Source organism: Paraburkholderia panacisoli (genome assembly GCF_008369935.1).
Lineage (GTDB): Bacteria > Pseudomonadota > Gammaproteobacteria > Burkholderiales > Burkholderiaceae > Paraburkholderia > Paraburkholderia panacisoli.
In genome coordinates this window covers 37415-55814 of record NZ_VTUZ01000008.1, presented here as the reverse complement: position 1 = coordinate 55814, position 18400 = coordinate 37415, and the positions used below count along the sequence as shown (strand labels likewise).

Annotated in this window: 16 protein-coding genes and 1 tRNA gene; 11 read left to right on the top strand and 6 right to left on the bottom strand. The window is 61.5% G+C overall.

Annotated features, from left to right (window positions below):
- The first annotated feature begins 284 nt into the window (after positions 1-284).
- Positions 285-1091 carry a GTP cyclohydrolase FolE2 gene (gene folE2 / locus FVF58_RS13990; RefSeq protein WP_149670505.1) on the top strand — a complete coding sequence of 269 codons (807 nt, stop codon included), beginning with the start codon at positions 285-287 and terminating at the stop codon, positions 1089-1091.
- A gap of 94 nt (positions 1092-1185) precedes the next feature.
- Here folE2 and tsaD read toward each other — a convergent pair whose 3' ends face one another.
- Positions 1186-2214 carry a tRNA (adenosine(37)-N6)-threonylcarbamoyltransferase complex transferase subunit TsaD gene (gene tsaD, locus FVF58_RS13985; protein WP_149670504.1) on the bottom strand — a complete coding sequence of 343 codons (1029 nt, stop codon included), beginning with the start codon at positions 2212-2214 and terminating at the stop codon, positions 1186-1188.
- A gap of 123 nt (positions 2215-2337) precedes the next feature.
- Here tsaD and FVF58_RS13980 point away from each other — a divergent pair, with 123 nt between their 5' ends.
- The 8 genes from FVF58_RS13980 (at position 2338) to FVF58_RS13945 (ending at position 11939) form a co-directional block, all read left to right on the top strand.
- Positions 2338-3555: a BaiN/RdsA family NAD(P)/FAD-dependent oxidoreductase gene (locus tag FVF58_RS13980; protein WP_149670503.1), complete on the top strand. Its 1218-nt coding sequence runs from the start codon at positions 2338-2340 to the stop codon at positions 3553-3555.
- 68 nt (positions 3556-3623) lie between these two features.
- Entirely contained in the window at positions 3624-3836 is a 213-nt protein-coding gene (rpsU, locus tag FVF58_RS13975) for a 30S ribosomal protein S21 (protein ID WP_149670502.1), read from the top strand.
- 224 nt (positions 3837-4060) lie between these two features.
- Entirely contained in the window at positions 4061-4507 is a 447-nt protein-coding gene (locus FVF58_RS13970) for a GatB/YqeY domain-containing protein (RefSeq protein WP_149670501.1), read from the top strand.
- A gap of 79 nt (positions 4508-4586) precedes the next feature.
- The gene (dnaG, locus tag FVF58_RS13965; RefSeq protein ID WP_149670500.1) at positions 4587-6452 is read left to right on the top strand and encodes a DNA primase; all 1866 of its coding nucleotides are present in this window, start codon (positions 4587-4589) and stop codon (positions 6450-6452) included.
- A 91-nt stretch (positions 6453-6543) separates the two neighbouring features.
- Positions 6544-8931 carry an RNA polymerase sigma factor RpoD gene (gene rpoD, locus FVF58_RS13960; protein WP_149670499.1) on the top strand — a complete coding sequence of 796 codons (2388 nt, stop codon included), beginning with the start codon at positions 6544-6546 and terminating at the stop codon, positions 8929-8931.
- A gap of 153 nt (positions 8932-9084) precedes the next feature.
- Positions 9085-9172, top strand: a tRNA-Ile gene (locus tag FVF58_RS13955).
- A 432-nt stretch (positions 9173-9604) separates the two neighbouring features.
- Positions 9605-9811: a hypothetical protein gene (locus tag FVF58_RS13950; protein ID WP_149670498.1), complete on the top strand. Its 207-nt coding sequence runs from the start codon at positions 9605-9607 to the stop codon at positions 9809-9811.
- 985 nt (positions 9812-10796) lie between these two features.
- The gene (locus tag FVF58_RS13945; protein ID WP_149670497.1) at positions 10797-11939 is read left to right on the top strand and encodes a porin; all 1143 of its coding nucleotides are present in this window, start codon (positions 10797-10799) and stop codon (positions 11937-11939) included.
- A 123-nt stretch (positions 11940-12062) separates the two neighbouring features.
- Here the strand turns inward: FVF58_RS13945 and FVF58_RS13940 are convergent, their stop codons facing one another.
- Entirely contained in the window at positions 12063-13145 is a 1083-nt protein-coding gene (locus FVF58_RS13940; RefSeq protein WP_188130822.1) for a porin, read from the bottom strand.
- Positions 13146-13477: 332 nt separating this feature from the next.
- Between FVF58_RS13940 and FVF58_RS13935 the strand changes: the two genes are divergently transcribed.
- Positions 13478-13831, top strand: a complete 354-nt coding sequence (locus tag FVF58_RS13935; RefSeq protein ID WP_149670495.1) for a transposase — start codon at positions 13478-13480, stop codon at positions 13829-13831.
- Positions 13832-13918: 87 nt separating this feature from the next.
- On the opposite strand, the gene FVF58_RS13930 is transcribed toward FVF58_RS13935, so the two are convergent.
- On the bottom strand, positions 13919-14665 hold the full coding sequence (locus FVF58_RS13930) for a Crp/Fnr family transcriptional regulator (RefSeq protein ID WP_149670494.1): 747 nt from the start codon (positions 14663-14665) through the stop codon (positions 13919-13921).
- Between the two features lie 163 nt (positions 14666-14828).
- Here FVF58_RS13930 and FVF58_RS13925 point away from each other — a divergent pair, with 163 nt between their 5' ends.
- A complete protein-coding gene (locus tag FVF58_RS13925; protein WP_149670493.1) occupies positions 14829-16466 on the top strand; it encodes an acyl-CoA synthetase in 1638 nt (545 codons plus the stop codon).
- A gap of 47 nt (positions 16467-16513) precedes the next feature.
- Here FVF58_RS13925 and FVF58_RS13920 read toward each other — a convergent pair whose 3' ends face one another.
- The 3 genes from FVF58_RS13920 to FVF58_RS13910 all read right to left on the bottom strand — a co-directional run bounded on the left by FVF58_RS13920 (position 16514) and on the right by FVF58_RS13910 (position 18200).
- Positions 16514-16738, bottom strand: coding sequence for a hypothetical protein (locus tag FVF58_RS13920; RefSeq protein WP_149670492.1), 225 nt, complete (start codon positions 16736-16738; stop codon positions 16514-16516).
- Between the two features lie 290 nt (positions 16739-17028).
- Positions 17029-17232, bottom strand: a complete 204-nt coding sequence (locus tag FVF58_RS13915; RefSeq protein ID WP_090545255.1) for a cold-shock protein — start codon at positions 17230-17232, stop codon at positions 17029-17031.
- Positions 17233-17564: 332 nt separating this feature from the next.
- Positions 17565-18200, bottom strand: coding sequence for a LysE family translocator (locus FVF58_RS13910; protein ID WP_149670491.1), 636 nt, complete (start codon positions 18198-18200; stop codon positions 17565-17567).
- Positions 18201-18400 lie beyond the last annotated feature (200 nt).

Sequence of the window (18400 nt, the reverse complement as noted above, 5' to 3'; positions counted from 1 at the left end):
TTTGCTGTCCGTCATGCCGCCGTGATGCGATGGCGGCGGCCAGCACCATCCCCCACTTGAAGCGATGGGCCTTCGGGCCCGTCTTCCAACGCCGGCAGGGGCCGGCGTTCGCCGTTGCGTGCACTGATCCGCACGGCCGCCGCTGAGAGCTCCCAAAACCTGTCGCTGCGCGACAGCCCCCAAGGGGCAACTCCCCAATCCCCAAGGGACTTCCTTCGGGGCGGGGGCTTCCTTGGGAGCGGAAAACTTGGGACAGCCCGGCGTTTTCTTGAAAGGACAAAAAGATGAATCAAATGAATCCCGCCTTTGTGATGCCCGACGTGCAAAGCACGCCCGACACGCGTCAGATCCCGATCCAGCGGGTTGGCGTCAAGGGCGTGCGTCATCCGTTGACGGTGCGCACGCAAAGCGGCGAGGCGCAGCCGACGGTCGGCACGTGGAATCTCGACGTGCATCTGCCGGCTGAGCAGAAGGGCACGCACATGTCGCGTTTCGTCGCGCTGCTCGAAGAGAACAAGGCGCCCCTCGAAGTGGCCACGTTCCGCACCATGCTCGCCGCGATGCTCGAAAAGCTCGAAGCCGAGGCGGGCCGCATCGAGGTATCGTTCCCGTACTTCGTGAACAAGACCGCGCCGGTCTCGGGCGTGCAAAGCCTGCTCGACTACGAGGTCACGTTGACGGGCGACACCCGCAACGGGATGACGCGCCTGTTCCTGAAGGTGCTGGTGCCGGTCACGAGCCTGTGCCCGTGCTCGAAGAAGATCTCGCAGTACGGCGCGCACAACCAGCGTTCGCACGTGACAATCAACGTCGAGCTGGCTGGCGACGTGGCGGTGGAAGAACTGGTTCGGATCGCTGAGGAAGAAGCGTCGTGCGAGCTGTGGGGCTTGCTCAAGCGCCCGGACGAGAAGTTCGTCACCGAGCGTGCGTATGAGAATCCGAAGTTCGTCGAAGACCTCGTGCGCGACGTCGCGCAGCGTCTGAATGCGGACGAGCGGATCGCCGCGTATGTGCTCGAAGCCGAGAACTTCGAGTCGATTCACAATCACAGCGCGTATGCGGTGATCGAGCGGGATAAGCGCGCGGGTTGATACGCGCGCGCGTCGCCGGTCCGGTTCCGGTGATTGACGCCAATGAAAAGCCGCTTCGATAAGCGGCTTTTTTTACGGCTTCGGAATTTTCAGTTCAGCGCGCGAGAGAGGTTAGATCCCAGCGTGGCTTCACCGTGAAAGCGTAGTCCTTACCCGATTGCTCGGGCCAGCGCTGCAATCGCAACGCGCCGGCCAGCGCGATCATCGCGCCGTTGTCCGTGCAGAGCGACAAGTCCGGGTAGTGCACGTAGAAATTGCGCTTCTTCGCCGCGGCGGACAGCGCGTCGCGCAACTGCCGGTTCGCACCCACACCGCCGGCGACGACCAGCCGGTTGAGCTTGGTCCGCTTGAGCGCGGCCAGCGATTTCGCCGCCAGCACTTCCACCGCGGCGTCGACGAACCCGCGCGCCAGATCGGCTTTCGCCTGCTCGCAGATATTGGCGCCGCCGAGTTTTTTCGCGTGCGTGAGGACTGCGGTCTTCAGGCCGCTGAAGCTGAAATCGAGGTCGCCGGAATGCAGCATCGGGCGCGGCAGCAGCACCGCGCCGGGCGTGCCGAATTCCGCCATGCGCGAGACTTCCGGGCCGCCCGGATAGCCGAGGCCGAGCAGCTTGGCGGTTTTGTCGAACGCTTCGCCGGCGGCGTCGTCCAGCGTTTCGCCGAGTGTTTCGTAGACGCCCACGTCGGTCACGCGCATCAGTTGCGTGTGACCGCCGGACACCAGCAGCGCGACGAACGGAAACGGCGGCGGCTCATCCACCAGCAGCGGCGACAGCAAGTGCCCTTCGAGGTGATGGATGCCAATGGTCGGCTTGTCCCACGCCATCGCCAGCGAATTGGCGACGCTCGCGCCGACCAGCAGCGCGCCCGCGAGCCCCGGCCCTTGCGTGTAGGCAATAGCATCGATGTCGCTGCGCGCCGCGCTGGCGCGCTCCATCACCTCTTCGAGCAGCGGCAGCGCGCGCCGGATGTGGTCGCGCGACGCCAGCTCCGGCACGACCCCGCCGTACTCCCGATGCATCGCGATTTGCGAATGCAGCGCGTGTGCGAGCAGCCCGCGCTCAGTGTCGTAGAGAGCGAGACCGGTTTCGTCGCAGGAGCTTTCGATGCCGAGTACGAGCATGATGGGTGGGTTCGAGCGGACGCGCGAGTGACAGGCACTGCGGCGCCCCAAAATGAAAAGGCCAGCCTGAAAGTATAGCAGTGCGGGCAACGCGCCGCAGTCGCGCGGGTACAATGCGGCCCCATGGAATCCTTCGATATCGCGGTGATCGGCGCAGGCGCGGCCGGCATGATGTGCGCGGCGGTGGCCGGGCAGCTCGGCCGTCGCGTGGTGCTGATCGACCACTCGCAGCGTCTCGCGGAAAAGATCCGCATTTCCGGCGGCGGCCGTTGCAACTTCACGAACCTGTATGCGGGGCCGGCCAACTACCTGTCGGCGAATCCGCATTTCTGCCGCTCGGCGCTGGCGCGCTATACGCCGCGCGACTTCATGGCGCTGCTCAAGCGCCACCATGTGACGTGGCACGAGAAGCACAAGGGGCAGCTGTTCTGCGACCAGTCGAGCGATGCGGTCATCAATGTGCTGAAGCACGAGTGCGACGCTGGCCGCGTGGTCTGGCGCACGCCGCTGTCGGTCGAGGCGGTGCGTCAGGACGCGCAAGGCCGCTTCACGCTGGACACGCTGTCGGGTCCGATCACCACGCGCGCGCTCGTGATCGCCACGGGCGGGCTGTCGATTCCCAAGATCGGCGCCACGGATTTCGCCTACCGTCTTGCCAAGCAGTTCGGCCATAAGCTGATCGTCACCCGTCCCGCGCTGGTGCCGCTGACCTTCGCGCCGGCCGACTGGGCACCGTTCGCGGCGCTCTCCGGCGCGTCGCTCGAAGTGCAACTGGCAACCGGCAACAAGAAGACCGGTGCCGAATTCAACGAGGATCTGCTGCTCACGCACCGCGGCCTGTCGGGCCCGGGCGTGCTGCAGATCTCGACCTACTGGCAACCCGGCGAACCAATTCACATCAACCTGCTGCCGGAGCGCGACGCGACAGACGCGCTGCTGGCAGCGAAGACCGGCACGAAGCGCCAGATCGCCAATCTATTGTCCGAATGGGTGCCGCAACGGCTTGCCCACGTCTGGCTGGAGACCCACCAGATTCCCGCCGAAGCCCGCGTAGCCGATCTGCCGGACAAAACGCTGCGGCGCGTCGGCGAGGCGCTGTCGCGCTGGACCCTCACGCCGAACGGCACCGAAGGCTATCGCAAGGCCGAGGTGACGCGCGGTGGGGTGGATACGCGCGACCTGTCGTCGTCGACGATGATGAGCGCGCGCGCCCCGGGGCTGTATTTCATCGGCGAAGCGGTCGACGTGACCGGTTGGCTCGGCGGCTACAATTTCCAGTGGGCGTGGGCCTCGGGTGTGGCGGCCGGACAGGCGTCCGCGGAGTATGTCCAAGGGGCTTGACGGCGCAGTAGCTTTGTGAGAAAGCTCTGCTATACTCCTGAACCTTTACAAAGTCCCGTTATTGAAAAATGACGACCATCCGCGTAAAAGACAACGAGCCGTTTGAAGTTGCCATGCGCCGTTTCAAGCGCACCATGGAGAAAGCCGGCCTGCTGACCGAACTTCGCGCTCGCGAGTTTTACGAAAAGCCTACGGCCGAGCGCAAGCGCAAGAAGGCCGCTGCGGTGAAGCGTCATTTCAAGCGTCTGCGTGGCCAGATGCTGCCGAAGAAGTTCTATTGATTCTGGCGTTGCCGCGGTTCCGGTCGATCGGAGCGGCGACATCCAACCGGTGACGGCACGCGAGGTGCCATCACGGAAAACACGGCCCTTCGGGCCAGCCGGCAGGGTCGCATCCACTACGCACATTGCGCCAACCCGCTTGAGGAAGCAGTCCCCAAGCGGGTATTCGTGTTGACGCTGTCGACCCGGCCGCTTTTTCAACTTTCAACGCATTCAGGTGAGTGATGAGTCTCAAGGACCGGATCAACGACGATATGAAAGCCGCCATGCGGGCGCGCGAGACCGAGCGTCTCGGCACGATCCGCCTGCTGCTCGCCGCCATCAAGCAACGCGAAGTCGACGAGCGCGTGACCCTCGACGACACCGCGATCACCACGGTCGTCGACAAGATGATCAAGCAGCGCAAGGACTCGATCAGCCAGTTCGAAGCCGCCGGCCGCACGGATCTGGCCGACAAGGAAAAGGCCGAGCTAGCAATCCTGTCCGGTTACATGCCGGAACAGATGTCCGAAGCGGAAATCGTTGCCGAAGTCCAGGCAGCGGTTGCACAAACCGGCGCGGCCGGCCCGCAGGACATGGGTAAAGTGATGGGCGTGCTGAAGCCGAAGCTGGCTGGCCGTGCCGACATGACCGCGGTGTCGGCGCAAGTCAAAGCCGCGCTCGCGAAGTAATTTTCGTTTTGTCCGGCCTGCGCGCGCCGTCGCTCGACCGCGCGCGCAGCGTTGAGCTTTTTAGGTAGCGTCATTTACTGTGATTCCACCGTCATTCCTGCAGGACTTGCTCAACCGCGTCGATATCGTCGACGTGGTCGGCCGGTATGTGCAGCTGAAAAAGGGCGGCGCGAACTTCATGGGGCTGTGCCCGTTTCACAACGAGAAGAGCCCTTCGTTTACGGTTAGTCCGACTAAACAGTTTTACCACTGCTTCGGCTGCGGCGCGCATGGGACGGCGATCGGATTTTTGATGGAGCACGTGGGCTCGTCGTTTCCGGAGGCGGTCAATGAACTGGCGCAATCGGTAGGTTTGACTGTGCCCAACGAGCCGTCGCCGGGATACGGCGGTGGTTCCGGCGGCTATGCGCCGGCGGCTTCCAAGGCCGTCACCACGGCGCTTTCCGATGTGATGCAGACCGCCTGCGACTTTTACCGCAAGCAGTTGCGCTGTGCGCCGGCCGCGATCCAGTATCTGAAGAAGCGCGGCTTGACCGGCGAGATTGCGGCCCGTTTCGGCCTGGGTTATGCCCCGGACGGCTGGCAGAACCTCGAGGCGGCCTTTCCAAATTATCGCGACGATGCGCTGGTTGAGTCGGGTCTCGTAATCGTCAGCGAAAAGTCCGATGCGCAGGGGCAGAACCGCCGCTATGACCGCTTCCGCGAGCGGATCATGTTCCCGATACGCAACGTGAAGGGGCAGGTGATCGGCTTCGGCGGCCGCGTGCTGGACGGCGGCGAACCGAAATATTTGAATTCGCCCGAAACGCCTCTATTTAACAAGGGCAGCGAACTGTACGGGCTGTTCGAAGCGCGTCTGGCGATTCGCGAACAGCACTACGTGCTGGTGGTGGAAGGCTACATGGACGTGGTCGCGCTGGCCCAATTGGGGTTTCAGAACGCGGTCGCCACGCTCGGCACGGCCTGCACGCCGGTTCATGTGCAGAAACTGATGCGCCAGACCGACACGGTCATCTTCAGTTTCGACGGCGATTCGGCAGGCCGGCGCGCCGCGCGCCGCGCGCTGGATGCCTGCCTGCCGCACGCGGCGGACAACCGGACCATCCGCTTCCTGTTTTTGCCGTCCGAGCATGACCCGGACAGCTACGTGCGCGAGTTCGGCACCGAGGCGTTCGCCGAACAGGTCGAACGGGCGATGCCGCTGTCGCAGTTCATGCTCAACGAGGTGCTGACCGGCAAAGAGCTGGATCAGCCGGAAGGCAAGGCCCGCGCGCTGTTCGACGCCAAGCCGCTGCTGCAGGCGCTGCCGGCCAATGCGCTGCGCGCGCAGATCATGCATATGTTTGCCGACCGGCTCGATGTGCCGTTCGAAGAGGTCGCCGCGCTCTGCGAGGTGGATTCGCGCATCGCGGCCGCGGCGCGTCTCGCGCCGGCCCGCAAGGACCGCCGCAGCGTGACGGGGATCGAAGAAAAGACGTTGCGCAATCTTGTGATGTATCCGCGCACGGTGGCGGTGCTCGATGAGGACGCCGAACAGGCGCTGCTGAGCGTGACCCGCCACGGCGAGTTATTCGAAGAAGTGACGACGCACGCACGGGCGCTGGGCGATTCGGCGGAGTTTCAGTTGCTCTCCGACCTATTGCGAAACGGCGCAAACGCCCCAACTTTCGAGGAAATCTTTCGCAAAATTCTAGACTATGATGAAAATGTCCGGGATTTGCTGCTGAAAGACCCGGAGGACGCGGTCGTCATCGAGGAGCGGCGCGAGCAGGAACGGATCGTCGGCGAGGAATTGAAGGCCGCAATCCTCAAGATGCGGTACGACGCTTATTGCGATCGGCTTGAGCAGCTTTCGCGGCAATCCCGGCACACGCCGGAAGAGTTTGCGGAGCTTTCGGAATTGAATCGGAAACGGGCTGACATGAAGCGTCAGCTAGGTCTGTAAGGGAGAGGCCAGAAACCTGGGTGGTATAATAAAAGGTTTCTAGCGGTTTGTTTTTTAAGGGTTTTCCTAGCAAAGGCGAAAAGGCGATGCGATGGCAAAGACTACAGGCGGAAATCAGGCAACCGGCACACGCTCCAAGGAGCCGACCAGAAAGGTCACCGAGGCCAGGTTAGCTTCTTCCGCCCGAAAATCGTCTGCTGTCAGTGTTGCACCGATCGCCGGGAAGAAATCTTCGACCACTTCGGCGGTGAAAGAGGATTCGGTCGGGGCGGCGAAAGCCGTGTCGCCGGTTGCGAAGCGGTCAAGTGTCAGTAGCGCAAGGGAAGCGGCTGCCGCGCAGGACGATGCGGTAGTGCGCGAGACTCCAGTATCCACGGTTCTGCCGGCTGTTGTCCACCAGCCGCGAGTCGAGACTACAGCCGGTACGGCGAACTCCATGACGAAAAAGCTGAACGAAGTACCCGTCGATGACGATGCAACCCAGGCCGAAGACACTCCCGCCGCTGCACCGGGCAAAGTGGAAAAGGTCAAGGCTCGCGACCGTCGTGCAAAGGAAAAAGCGCTGCTGAAAGATGCGTTCGCGTCTTCGCAGCCGGGCACGGTGGAGGAACTCGAAGAGCGCCGCTCCAAACTGCGCGCGCTGATCAAGCTCGGCAAGGAGCGCGGCTTCCTCACGTACGCTGAAATCAACGACCACCTCCCGGACAATTTCACCGAGACCGAGGCGATCGAAGGCATCATCAGCACGTTCAACGACATGGGCGTGGCCGTCTACGAGCAGGCCCCCGACGCCGAAACGCTGCTGCTGAACGACAACGCGCCCGCCGCTTCGTCCGACGACGAAGTGGAAGAGGAAGCAGAAGTTGCGCTTTCCACGGTCGACTCCGAATTCGGTCGCACCACCGACCCGGTCCGCATGTACATGCGTGAAATGGGCACGGTCGAGCTGCTCACGCGCGAAGGCGAGATTGAAATCGCCAAGCGGATCGAAGACGGCCTGAAGCACATGGTGATGGCCATCTCCGCGTGTCCGACCACGATCGCCGACATCCTCGCGATGGCCGAGCGCGTCGCGAACGAGGAAATCCGCATCGACGAACTGGTCGACGGTCTGATCGACGCCAACGCGGAAGACGCGGACGGCTTCTCCGCGCAAGAGGCGGAAGCGATCGAGAGCGAGGACGAGGAAGTCGAGGAAGAGGACGAAGACGACGAGGAAGACGACGACGGCACCGCGCAAGCCACGGCCAACGCCGCGCAGATGGAAGCGCTCAAGCGCGCGTCGCTCGAAAAATTCGCGATGATCAGCGAATGGTTCGACAAGATGCGTCGCGCGTTCGAGAAGGAAGGCTACAAGTCCAAGTCGTACCTCAAGGCGCAGGAAACGATCCAGAACGAGCTGATGACGATTCGCTTCACCGCGCGTACGGTCGAGCGTCTGTGCGATACGCTGCGCGCGCAAGTGGACGAAGTGCGTCAGGTCGAGCGTCAGATCCTGCATACGGTGGTCGACAAGTGCGGCATGCCGCGTGCGGAATTCATCGCGCGTTTCCCGGGCAGCGAAACGGATCTCGAGTGGGCCGACAAGATCGTCGGTGAAGGACACGCGTATAGCGCGATCCTCACGCGCAACATTCCGGCGATCCGCGAACAGCAGCAACGTCTGCTGGATCTGCAAGCGCGTGTCGTGCTGCCGCTGAAGGACCTGAAGGAAACCAACCGCCAGATGGCGGCCGGCGAACTGAAGGCGCGCCAGGCGAAGCGCGAAATGACCGAGGCGAATTTGCGTCTCGTGATCTCGATCGCGAAGAAGTACACGAACCGCGGTCTGCAGTTCCTCGACCTGATTCAGGAAGGCAATATCGGCCTGATGAAGGCGGTGGACAAGTTCGAATATCGTCGCGGCTACAAGTTCTCCACGTATGCGACGTGGTGGATTCGCCAGGCCATTACGCGTTCGATCGCCGACCAGGCGCGCACGATCCGGATTCCGGTTCACATGATCGAAACGATCAACAAGATGAACCGCATCTCGCGGCAGATCCTGCAGGAAACCGGCCTCGAGCCGGATCCGGCAACGCTGGCCGAGAAGATGGAAATGCCGGAAGACAAGATCCGCAAGATCATGAAGATCGCGAAGGAGCCGATCTCGATGGAAACGCCGATCGGTGACGACGACGATTCGCATCTGGGCGACTTCATCGAAGACACGAACACCGTCGCTCCGGCCGACGCCGCGCTGCATGCCAGCATGCGAGATGTCGTGAAGGACGTGCTCGACTCGCTGACGCCGCGCGAAGCGAAAGTGCTGCGCATGCGCTTCGGCATCGAGATGAGCACCGACCATACGCTCGAAGAAGTCGGTAAGCAGTTCGACGTGACGCGTGAGCGGATTCGTCAGATCGAGGCCAAGGCGCTGCGCAAGCTGCGTCACCCGAGCCGGTCGGATAAGCTGAAGTCGTTCCTCGAAGGGAATTGATCGAGGCCAGGTCGTTCGTTGAGGATGATGTTGCGGTCGAAGGGGCTTCCCAGTTGTTTCGCGCAAGCGAAGCGGTTGCGGAGGTCCCTTTTTCGTGTAGTATGTCGGCCAACCAACGAATGGGCCCGGCCTTCACGACCGGGTCTTTTTCTTGGGCCGGACGCCGTGTTGGTTGCAGGCAGCGGACTCATAATCCGCCTCCGAAAGGACATCGTGGGTTCGAATCCCACCCGGCCCACCAAGGCTTGAAGAAAAGGGTTCCGAATATCCGGAACCCTTTTTGTTTGGCGTGAAGCCGTGTGGTTAATCTGTTTTGCCGAATTCAGATTGCGGCTATGTGAAGCGTATTCGTCATTGGATTGGCCGGGTTCAAAAGCGCGCCATCGTCATCTTCGCGGCGCAAACAGGTTTGTTAATCCAGCTGTCTCGCGCTCGACCCATATCGCGCTTTATTGTCTCGCCACGCCGCTAAAAATCTCCGCGATTTTAATCTTTTGTCTGCGGACATTTTCGCGGACAGTCCGGTACTTCCGCTTGTCCTTCGCGGTCGGTCGCACAGATCGCCGCCACGATGCGCGACTAAGCTCACCTGCAGTTGATCCGAACTTCGAGTCGCGGCAGTGGCACGTCGTTTGCGAAAGGCTGGCACGCCACATCAATAACGAGAACCATCATGCGATCCGACCATACCGCTACCGAGTTGGCCACGCCTCAACCACCGCTAGCCTCTCCGCTCGACGACGCTGGCGAGAGCGTGTCACATAGGGAAATCCGCGCATTGGCGCGGGTCACCTTCTGCTTTGCGTGGCTATTCGGACTGGAGCCGTTCCTGACCGGGACGGCCGACGATGTGCCGCGCTCGAAGTCCTGCCACCATTGACGCTTTCTCGCATCGCGCACCCGGCGAGGCGTAGCGGGGGACGTTGAAGGTTTTGTCGCGGAACGAAAGCAGTTTCTACAGTCGGGTGCCGCACGGCGAGATTGTCCAGCGCTGAGCGAGGAAACTGCCCCGACGCTCATGAAAATGGAAACCAGGGGAAACTCCGTGTAAAAAGGGGGCCGGCTGCGCCGTTAATTGGATACGGAAGGCAGTTCTGATGTTAGCCGTCCACTTTCAGCATGGGCTTTCGTCACGCGGCGGCTGGCGGCGCAGTTCACCTCCGGGCAATGCCTGCGCTGAAAGCATCCCCGTTCTACGAACGCGCGTCGCAAACGCTACGACCCGCCCAGGCGCATATCCGGGCAAGAATCCAAGCGGCCTGCAGACAGGTTGGGGCACAAAGCCCCGCCGCCACACGACCCGTGCGCCATATTCGCGAACAGGTAATTCAATACGGCAGCGAATTGAGTTAATCAGAATCTCAATATCAATCGCGGTCGCGCCGGAAACGGGAAGACCGCATTAACTCAATTAAGTTCCCAGTTTTCCAAAATAAATTTACTGCGCGTCCAGATAACGCCCGGTGCAATTGCCTTATTTCGAGCAATCAGCCGGCTTTCAGTCCCTAGTCGTTCCGACCCGATTACGGCATGCGTATTAAAACCTGTTGCATACGCACAACTTTATTATTGAAACGTTGCAAATATTTAATGGCGAGAGCAGGCGCGCAGCATCCTGAATGTTGCGATAAACGCCCGAAAAACAACGACTTAACGCCTTCGCAGCAAACATTGTTGCGGATTCCAAAAAAGCCTGTTGCGCAAATTGCGGACGCCGCTATTAGGGTGTCCCCCTACACTCACGCTTCGTTTGAAGGGTGCCCGGCTGTCCGAAACGGTTCGGCCAAAGGGCGGCAGCACGTGCGATGCATGCGCTGTCGAGGCAGTCCCGCTCCCCGTGTAAATTTATCGAACTGGAGTCCCACATGAAGAAGAGTCTCATCGTCGTTGCGGTCGCCGCATCGTTCGCATCCGTCGCTCACGCACAAAGCAGCGTGACCCTGTATGGTCTGTTGGACGCGGGCCTGACTTACACCAGCAACGTCAACCACAACTCCAAGTGGGCAGCAGGCAGCGGCGGCATCAACCAGAGCATGTTCGGTCTGCGCGGTTCGGAAGACCTGGGCGGTGGCCTGAAGGCAATCTTCACGTTGGAAAGCGGCTTCAACGTCAACAACGGCAAGTTCGCTAACAACAACGGCATGTTCAACCGTCAAGCGTTCGTCGGTCTGTCGAGCGCGCAATTCGGTACGGTCACGCTGGGCCGTCAATACGACGCAGCTCAAGACTACCTGGCACCGCTGACCGCAACGGGCAGCTGGGGCGGTACGTATTTCGCGCACCCGTTCAACAACGACAACCTGAACACGAACGGCGGCCTGTCGGTCAACAACTCGGTCAAGTACTCGAGCGCTAACTACGCTGGCTTCACGTTCGGCGGCACGTACGGCTTCTCGAACCAGGCTGGCGCATTCGCCAACAACCGCCAGTACAGCGTCGGTGCCGCATACCAGTGGCAAGGCCTGCACCTGGGCGCTGCTTACGCACAGCAGAACAACCCGGCTGCAAACACCAGCGGTGCTTCGGACGGCGTTCTCGCGAACACGTCGGGCATCATGACCGGCAACTTCCGTCAGCGTGAGTTCGGCGCAGCTGCTTCGTACTCGTTCGGCCCGGCTACTGTCGGTGCGGCATGGACGCAATCGCGTGTGGACAACCTGGTTGGCGCAGCGCCCGGCCAACGTCAAGGTCATTCGAACAACTACGAAGTCAACGGCAAGTACAACGTGACCCCGGCTCTGGGCCTGGGCGTCGCTTACACGTTCACGGATGCACATGGCTACGGTGTCAACGCTGACGGCAACGACATGAAGACCCGTTACCACCAGATCGGCCTGCAAGCTGACTACTCGCTGTCGCGTCGTACGGACGTCTACGCTCAAGCCGTGTACCAGCACGCAATGGGCGATGGCGGTGTCGCTTCGATCTACAGCGGCGACAACACGCAACTGCCGTCGTCGTCGAAGAACCAGACGGCTGCTACGGTCGGTCTGCGTCACCGCTTCTAAGCTTCAGCAGAAGCTGCCTGTAGTGCAAAAAGGTGCCGTTCGCGGCACCTTTTTTTATGGGCGCGGCAATTCGAATGCCGCGCGCGCTGGCGGGGCCCTCGCGGACCCCGCTCGCCATGCGATTTAGAAAATCGTACGCAGACCGAGTGCAACACCGGTCTGATTGTTGCGGCCCGGCAATTCGACCGAAGCGGCGCCCGACACCTTGTCGAAATCGACCGTGCCGTACACTTCGGTGCGCTTCGACAACGCGTATTCAGCCAGCGCCATGAACGTATAGCGATAGCCGCTACCCAGCTGACCGTTGCCGATCGCCGCGTTGGACATGTGGTCGTAGTACGCTGCGCCAGTCAGCGTGAGCGCGGGCGTGGCCTGCCAGGTGACGCCGGCAAACGGACCGTTGTCGACGCGGCCCGAGCCCTTCACGATATCGACGCCCGGCACGAGCGTTTGCTGTGCCAGTGCGCTATCGACGAAACCGGTGTCGTCCTTCGAATGCAGATAGCCGACATACACCTTCGTCGAACTGAAGACGTAGACCGCGTTCGCGTTGAAGATGGTCTGCTTGTGATTGCTGTTGTCGCTGTTCTGCTGCACGCCGGCCGCAACGCTCAACGGGCCGGCCACGTACGACAACGTAAAGCCGTACATATTGCCCGCACCGAGATGGCCTGGCACCTGCCCCGAGAAGCCATCCTCGCCGGTCGATTCCGAGTTCGTGCCGAACGAATACATCGCGGCGAGGGTCAAGCCTTTATACGTGCCCGTGTACTTCACGGCGTTGTCCGCGTAGAGCCCCGCGCCGAGCGCGCCCGGCAACCAGGAGTTCTCGGCGTAATCGCCGACTGTGAGCGGGTCGTAGGTGTCGCCGAGCAGGTCGAACAAAGGCGTCTTCTGACGGCCGAGCGTGACCGTGCCATACGGGCTGCTCAAGCCCACATACGCATTGCGGTTGAAGATGCGCTGGATGTCCGACGCCGAACCGTTCTGCAGGTTGATGCCGCTTTCCAGATCGAAGATCGCCTTCAGGCCGTTGCCGAGATCCTCCGAGCCGCGCAGCCCCCAGCGGCTATTGGTGATCGCGCCATTCGTCATGTACAGGCGGCCGTCGTTGTTCGCGTTCGAGTTCGCCAGATAGCGCACGCTTACGTCGGCGATGCCATACAGCGTGATCGAGCTTTGCGCGCAAGCCTGCTCCGAAGTCATGGCGAGGGCGGCGCCGCCCACGAATGGGGTGGTCTTGAGGAGTCTTATTTGTCTCACTGGAATTCCTGCGTGTGGAGTGGTGAATTTCTCTTTCGAGCGCGGCGTGCGCAGACGGGCCGCGCCGGGCGCGCCGATGATAGACCACGGCTTTCGTCACGCCATTAATCCGTTGTTGCAATAAGGCATTGCGCTTTTTGTCGATTGTGCTCGTCCGTTTGACAAGAATTGACTTTCGCGAATGCGAGCTTCGGTTAATCTCAAAAACACCGATCCAGAGACCTTAACTTCGCGGCGACGCCAGCACACGTGCTGCATGTGCGCGTTTTTACTGCATGAATACTTCCCCAGCCAACGCACCGGCTCATCGTCCGGCTATTCAGGATCTGACCGACGAGCAATGGCAGAACGTCGTGCCGCTGCTGCCGGAAATGCTGAGTCACGGAACTCGTCGCGGCCGTCCCAACATCGACATTCGTTGGGTGCTGGATAGTGTGATGTGGGTGCTGCATACACGCGAGCCCTGGAGCGCGATGCCCGCGCGCTATGTGCCGTATCAAACGGCGCATCGCTATTACTTGCGCTGGAAGAGATCGGGCGTGCTGGTCGAGATCACGCTGGCGCTGTTCAAGACCGATGAGATCCTGGAGCGGCGCGTCACCCGCAAGAGCGGTACGCGCGGGGGATAAGTCGTTAGAGAGCGCTGCTTTTCTTCGCGGCCACGGCTACATCCACGATCAAGGCCCACTTCGAAGCGCGCCACGCCGCCTGCTCCGCTAGATCTGCTCCCGCCCGTACGCGCCTAGGCGTTCGAGATCGAGCACCTCGATCTGGTTATACGAGAGGCGCAAGATCTCCAGTCTTTCGAGGTTTTGCAGCGCCTGGTTGATCCGCTGGCGCGACACGCCCGCCAGCAGTCCGACTTCTTCCTGCGAAATGGCAAGCGTGCGGCCTGTGTCCGGGTAGAGGTCCGGGTTGAACAACTGCGCGAGCGACTGCGCGACGCGCGCATCCACGTCCAGCAGCCGGCTATTCTGAATCGACGCGATGAACTCGCCCATGCGGTTGTTCAGTTGCCGGATCACGAAGCCAGTGAATGGCAGGCTGGACTCCAGCAGCGCATGGAAGGTCGACGACGGCACGAACATCACGAGCGAAGGCTGAATCGCGGCCACGTCGTATTTGCGCAATTCGCGCTTGATCACGCTGCCTTCGCCGAACCAGCCGCCGGGCGGCACGCCGGACAGCGTGCAACTGCGTCCCGAGGCGTTGTAGATGGCGAGCTTGATCAGCCCCGCATGCACGCCGATCCAATAGTCCGACGGTTCCTGGCGGCGCGCGATCCACGCTCCGCCTTCCAGATGCTGCGCGTGCGCGGTGGCAAGGACCAGCGCCTGATGCTCGGCGGTGAGCGCCCGAAACCACGCGCAGGTTGCGAATAGCCGCGCCAGCTCGGCGCGCGCGACCCGCTCCGGCCGCTCCGGGCGGGCGCCTGCGATGGAAGTGGAGGTGGCGTCGTTCATAAGTGGCCTGGGAGCGTGTCCGGCTAAAGTTTGAGCCCGATGCGCCACGGACGCACTACTCTGTCATTTGAATGACAGACAGTTCACCATGACCATTGCTAGGCTAGCTCATCAATCAATCAGAACAATCGACGGCGCGGTCCGCGCCTCAGGAGACGATCCCATGAAGCACATGTTCGACGAAGGTCTTGAGCGGCGCGAGGCCAACTATGTCCCGCTTACGCCGATCGACTTCATCGTGCGCGCAGCCGAAGTCTACGGTGACCGGCCGGCGGTCGTCCATGGGGAGATTCGCCGTAGCTGGCGCGAGACCTACGAGCGCGCGCTGCGCCTCGCCAGCGCGCTGCGGCAGGCGGGTATCGAACGCGGCGACACGGTGGCGGCGTTGCTGCCCAACATCCCGGCGATGGTGGAAGCGCACTTCGGCGTGCCGATGGCCGGCGCCGTGCTCAACACGCTCAATACGCGGCTCGACGTGTCGTCGCTGTTGTTCATGCTGCGCCACGGCGGGGCAAAGGCGCTGATCGTCGATACGGAATACGGTGAATTCGCGCATCGCGCCGCGCTGGAATTCCCCGGTTTGCGCGTGATCAGCGTAGCCGACGCGATGCCGGCCGACCCCGCGCAATTCATCCGCGCGACGGACTACGAAGCGTTCCTGCAGTCCGGCGACCCGGCCTTCGCATGGACACAGCCGGCCGACGAGTGGGACGCGATCGCGCTGAACTACACATCGGGCACGACCGGCGACCCGAAGGGCGTGGTCTACCATCATCGTGGCGCGCATCTGAATGCGCTCAGCAATATTCTCGAATGGGACATGCCGAAGCACGCGGTCTACCTGTGGACCCTGCCGATGTTCCACTGCAACGGCTGGTGTTTTCCGTGGACCGTTGCCGCGCGCGCGGGCGTCAACGTCTGCTTGCGCAAGTTCGACGCCAGGACGGTGTTCGAGCTGATTCGCCGCGAGGGCGTCACGCACTATTGCGGCGCGCCGATCGTGCAGAGCGCGCTCGCCAATGCGCCGGCTGAATGGCGCGAAGGCATCGCGCATCGCGTGTCGACGATGGTGGCGGGAGCGGCGCCCGCACCGGCGGTAATTGCGAAGATGAAGGAGATCGGCTTCGATCTGACGCACGTGTACGGGCTGACCGAAACCTACGGTCCCGCCGCGGTCTGCGCGAAACAGCAGGCGTGGGATGCGCTCGACGACAGCGCACGAGCCGAACTGAACGCGCGCCAAGGCGTGCGCTATCACCTGCAGGCGGCGGTGACCGTGCTCGATCCGGACACGCTCGCGCCAGTGCCCGACGACGGAGAAACGATCGGCGAGATCATGTTTCGCGGCAACATCTGCATGAAAGGCTATCTGAAGAACGAGCGCGCGACTGAAGCCACCTTCGGCGGCGGCTGGTTCCATACCGGCGATCTCGGCGTGCGGATGCCCGACGGCTATATCCGCATTCGCGATCGCAGCAAGGACATCATCATTTCAGGCGGCGAGAACATTTCGAGCATCGAGGTCGAGGACACGCTCTATCGTCACCCGGCGGTGTCGGTTGCGGCCGTGGTGGCGATGGCCGATCCGAAGTGGGGCGAGGTGCCCTGCGCGTTCGTCGAACTCAAGGAAGGCGCTCAGGTGACCGAAGCGGAAATCATCGCGCACTGTCGGCTGTTTCTTGCGGGCTATAAGTTGCCGAAGGCGGTACGCTTCGGCGAACTGCCCAAAACGTCGACTGGAAAGATTCAGAAGTTCGAACTGCGCGCGCGGATCAAGAGAGAGGAAAGTGACTCGCAATAGCGCGTGATCGCCATGGCACGCGGTTCGCCTGGCATGGCGGGCCGTGCTTAGCCGCGCGTGTCGACCCAGTGGTGCGCCCAGCGTGCCGAGTGCTGCAGCGCCTGCTCTTCGTTCGTGAAGTAGTCGAGCGAATAGAACTGGTAGCGGCCTTCGCTGCGTGCGCTGTCGGCGCGTTCGAGCAACAGGTTGGATGAAAAGCTGCCGTCGGGCAAACGATGTGCCGAGGGCTTGACGGCATAGCCGTTGTAATGATGAATATGTTTGTTTTGCATTTTATATTTTAATAATGTTCGAGTGCGCCCCGGCCGTATGAACCCGTTATACGGGTTGCACGGACGAGCTGATTCAAAGCCATTGCGAGCCGAATCCTGACGCAGTCGGGAAGCGAAAAAAATGGGCGTTGAAGCCGGAGGGGAGAATGAGGTGCAACGAGGCGTTTGGCGCTTGGGCAAGCTGCTCAATCAATGCAGCTAAAAGCGATCGCGCCAACTGTGGGAGACGAAGCTCCGCGAGGATGTCGCTGCAGCCCGATGTCCGTTGCCGGACACCGAGCCCTTCAAACTTACAGCGGCGTGATGTTAGCCGCTTGCAGACCCTTCGGGCCTTGCTTCGTTTCGAAGCTCACCTTCTGATTCTCAGCCAGCGTCTTGAAGCCGTCGCTGCGAATTTCAGAGAAGTGCGCGAACAGGTCGTCGCCGCCCTTGTCCGGGGTGATGAAGCCAAAGCCTTTGCTGTCGTTGAACCACTTAACGGTACCGGTATCCATGAAGAATCCTTGAGGAAAAAAATAAATGAAATTGCTCTAGAGGAGCGCTTGAAGCGTCAAGGAGGGAGAGGACAACGAATACCGCTGATGAGCGAGACATTGATGAACAGCAATCGAACTTCTTGAACTTCGGGTGCAACAGTAACCGTCGGGCATGCCAGCGTCAACATATAACTTGTAACTGTTTTGCCGGACGCGGCAAATCGTGGTCGATACGCGCGTTGCGATGGGGCCCTGGTTTGGTCATGCCGCGCTCGCTACGCGCGATGCGGCATGACGTTCAAGCGGTTTGTACCGTGCAGCAGGAAGTGAGGCGCACAGTGACGCATCCTTCAGATGCCCACTTTATGTGCGGTCAGAATCAGGCGCAATCCGAGCGCGGCCACCGCGCTCGCGGCAACGCGATCGATCCACGCTTTCCACTGCAGATAAATCTCGCGCGGCCGTTTGCTCGAGAAGCACAGCGCGACGATCGTGTACCAGCCGGCCTCGATCGCGAAGATTGCAGGCGGCAGCGCGAAGTAGCACCACACTGGCGGATGCTGCGGCAGCAGCGCCGCGAAAATACTGCCGTAATAGACGGCCGTTTTCGGATTGCTGAGTTGCGTGCTCAAGCCGATCCAGAAAGATTTCCGCGGATTGCCGAAAGCGCCCTGCGCCGCGTCGAACGCAAGCGGTTTGGCGGCGCCGCGCCAGATTTTCGACGCGAGGTAAATCAGATAGACGCCGCCGGCGACCTTCAGGCCGACATACAGCCATTCGACCGTTGCCAGCAGCGTGTAGAGTCCGAGCAGCGCGATGCCGCTGAAGAACACGCCGCCAATGCCCATGCCGAGCGCGGTGGCGAGACCGTCGCCGCGCGACAGTCCGATCGCATTACGAGCGACGATGACGAAGCTCGGTCCCGGGCTCATGGCGCCTAGCAGCAGCGCGGCCAGGATAGTGAGGATGGCGGTTGAGGCGGGCATCGTCGTGTCTCCAGTGCACAGAAGTTAATCGATGAAACATAACATGACGGCGCGAGTTGGAGGCTTTCGGCGGCCTTGAATCTTTTGCAGACGGCATTGACACAAGAATAAGCAATGAAAAAAGCTCGCGAAGCCAATAGGTACCCTTTGCGGGAAGCACAAGAAATTGAATGCTAGAATTGCCGCCCACACGCTGAAGC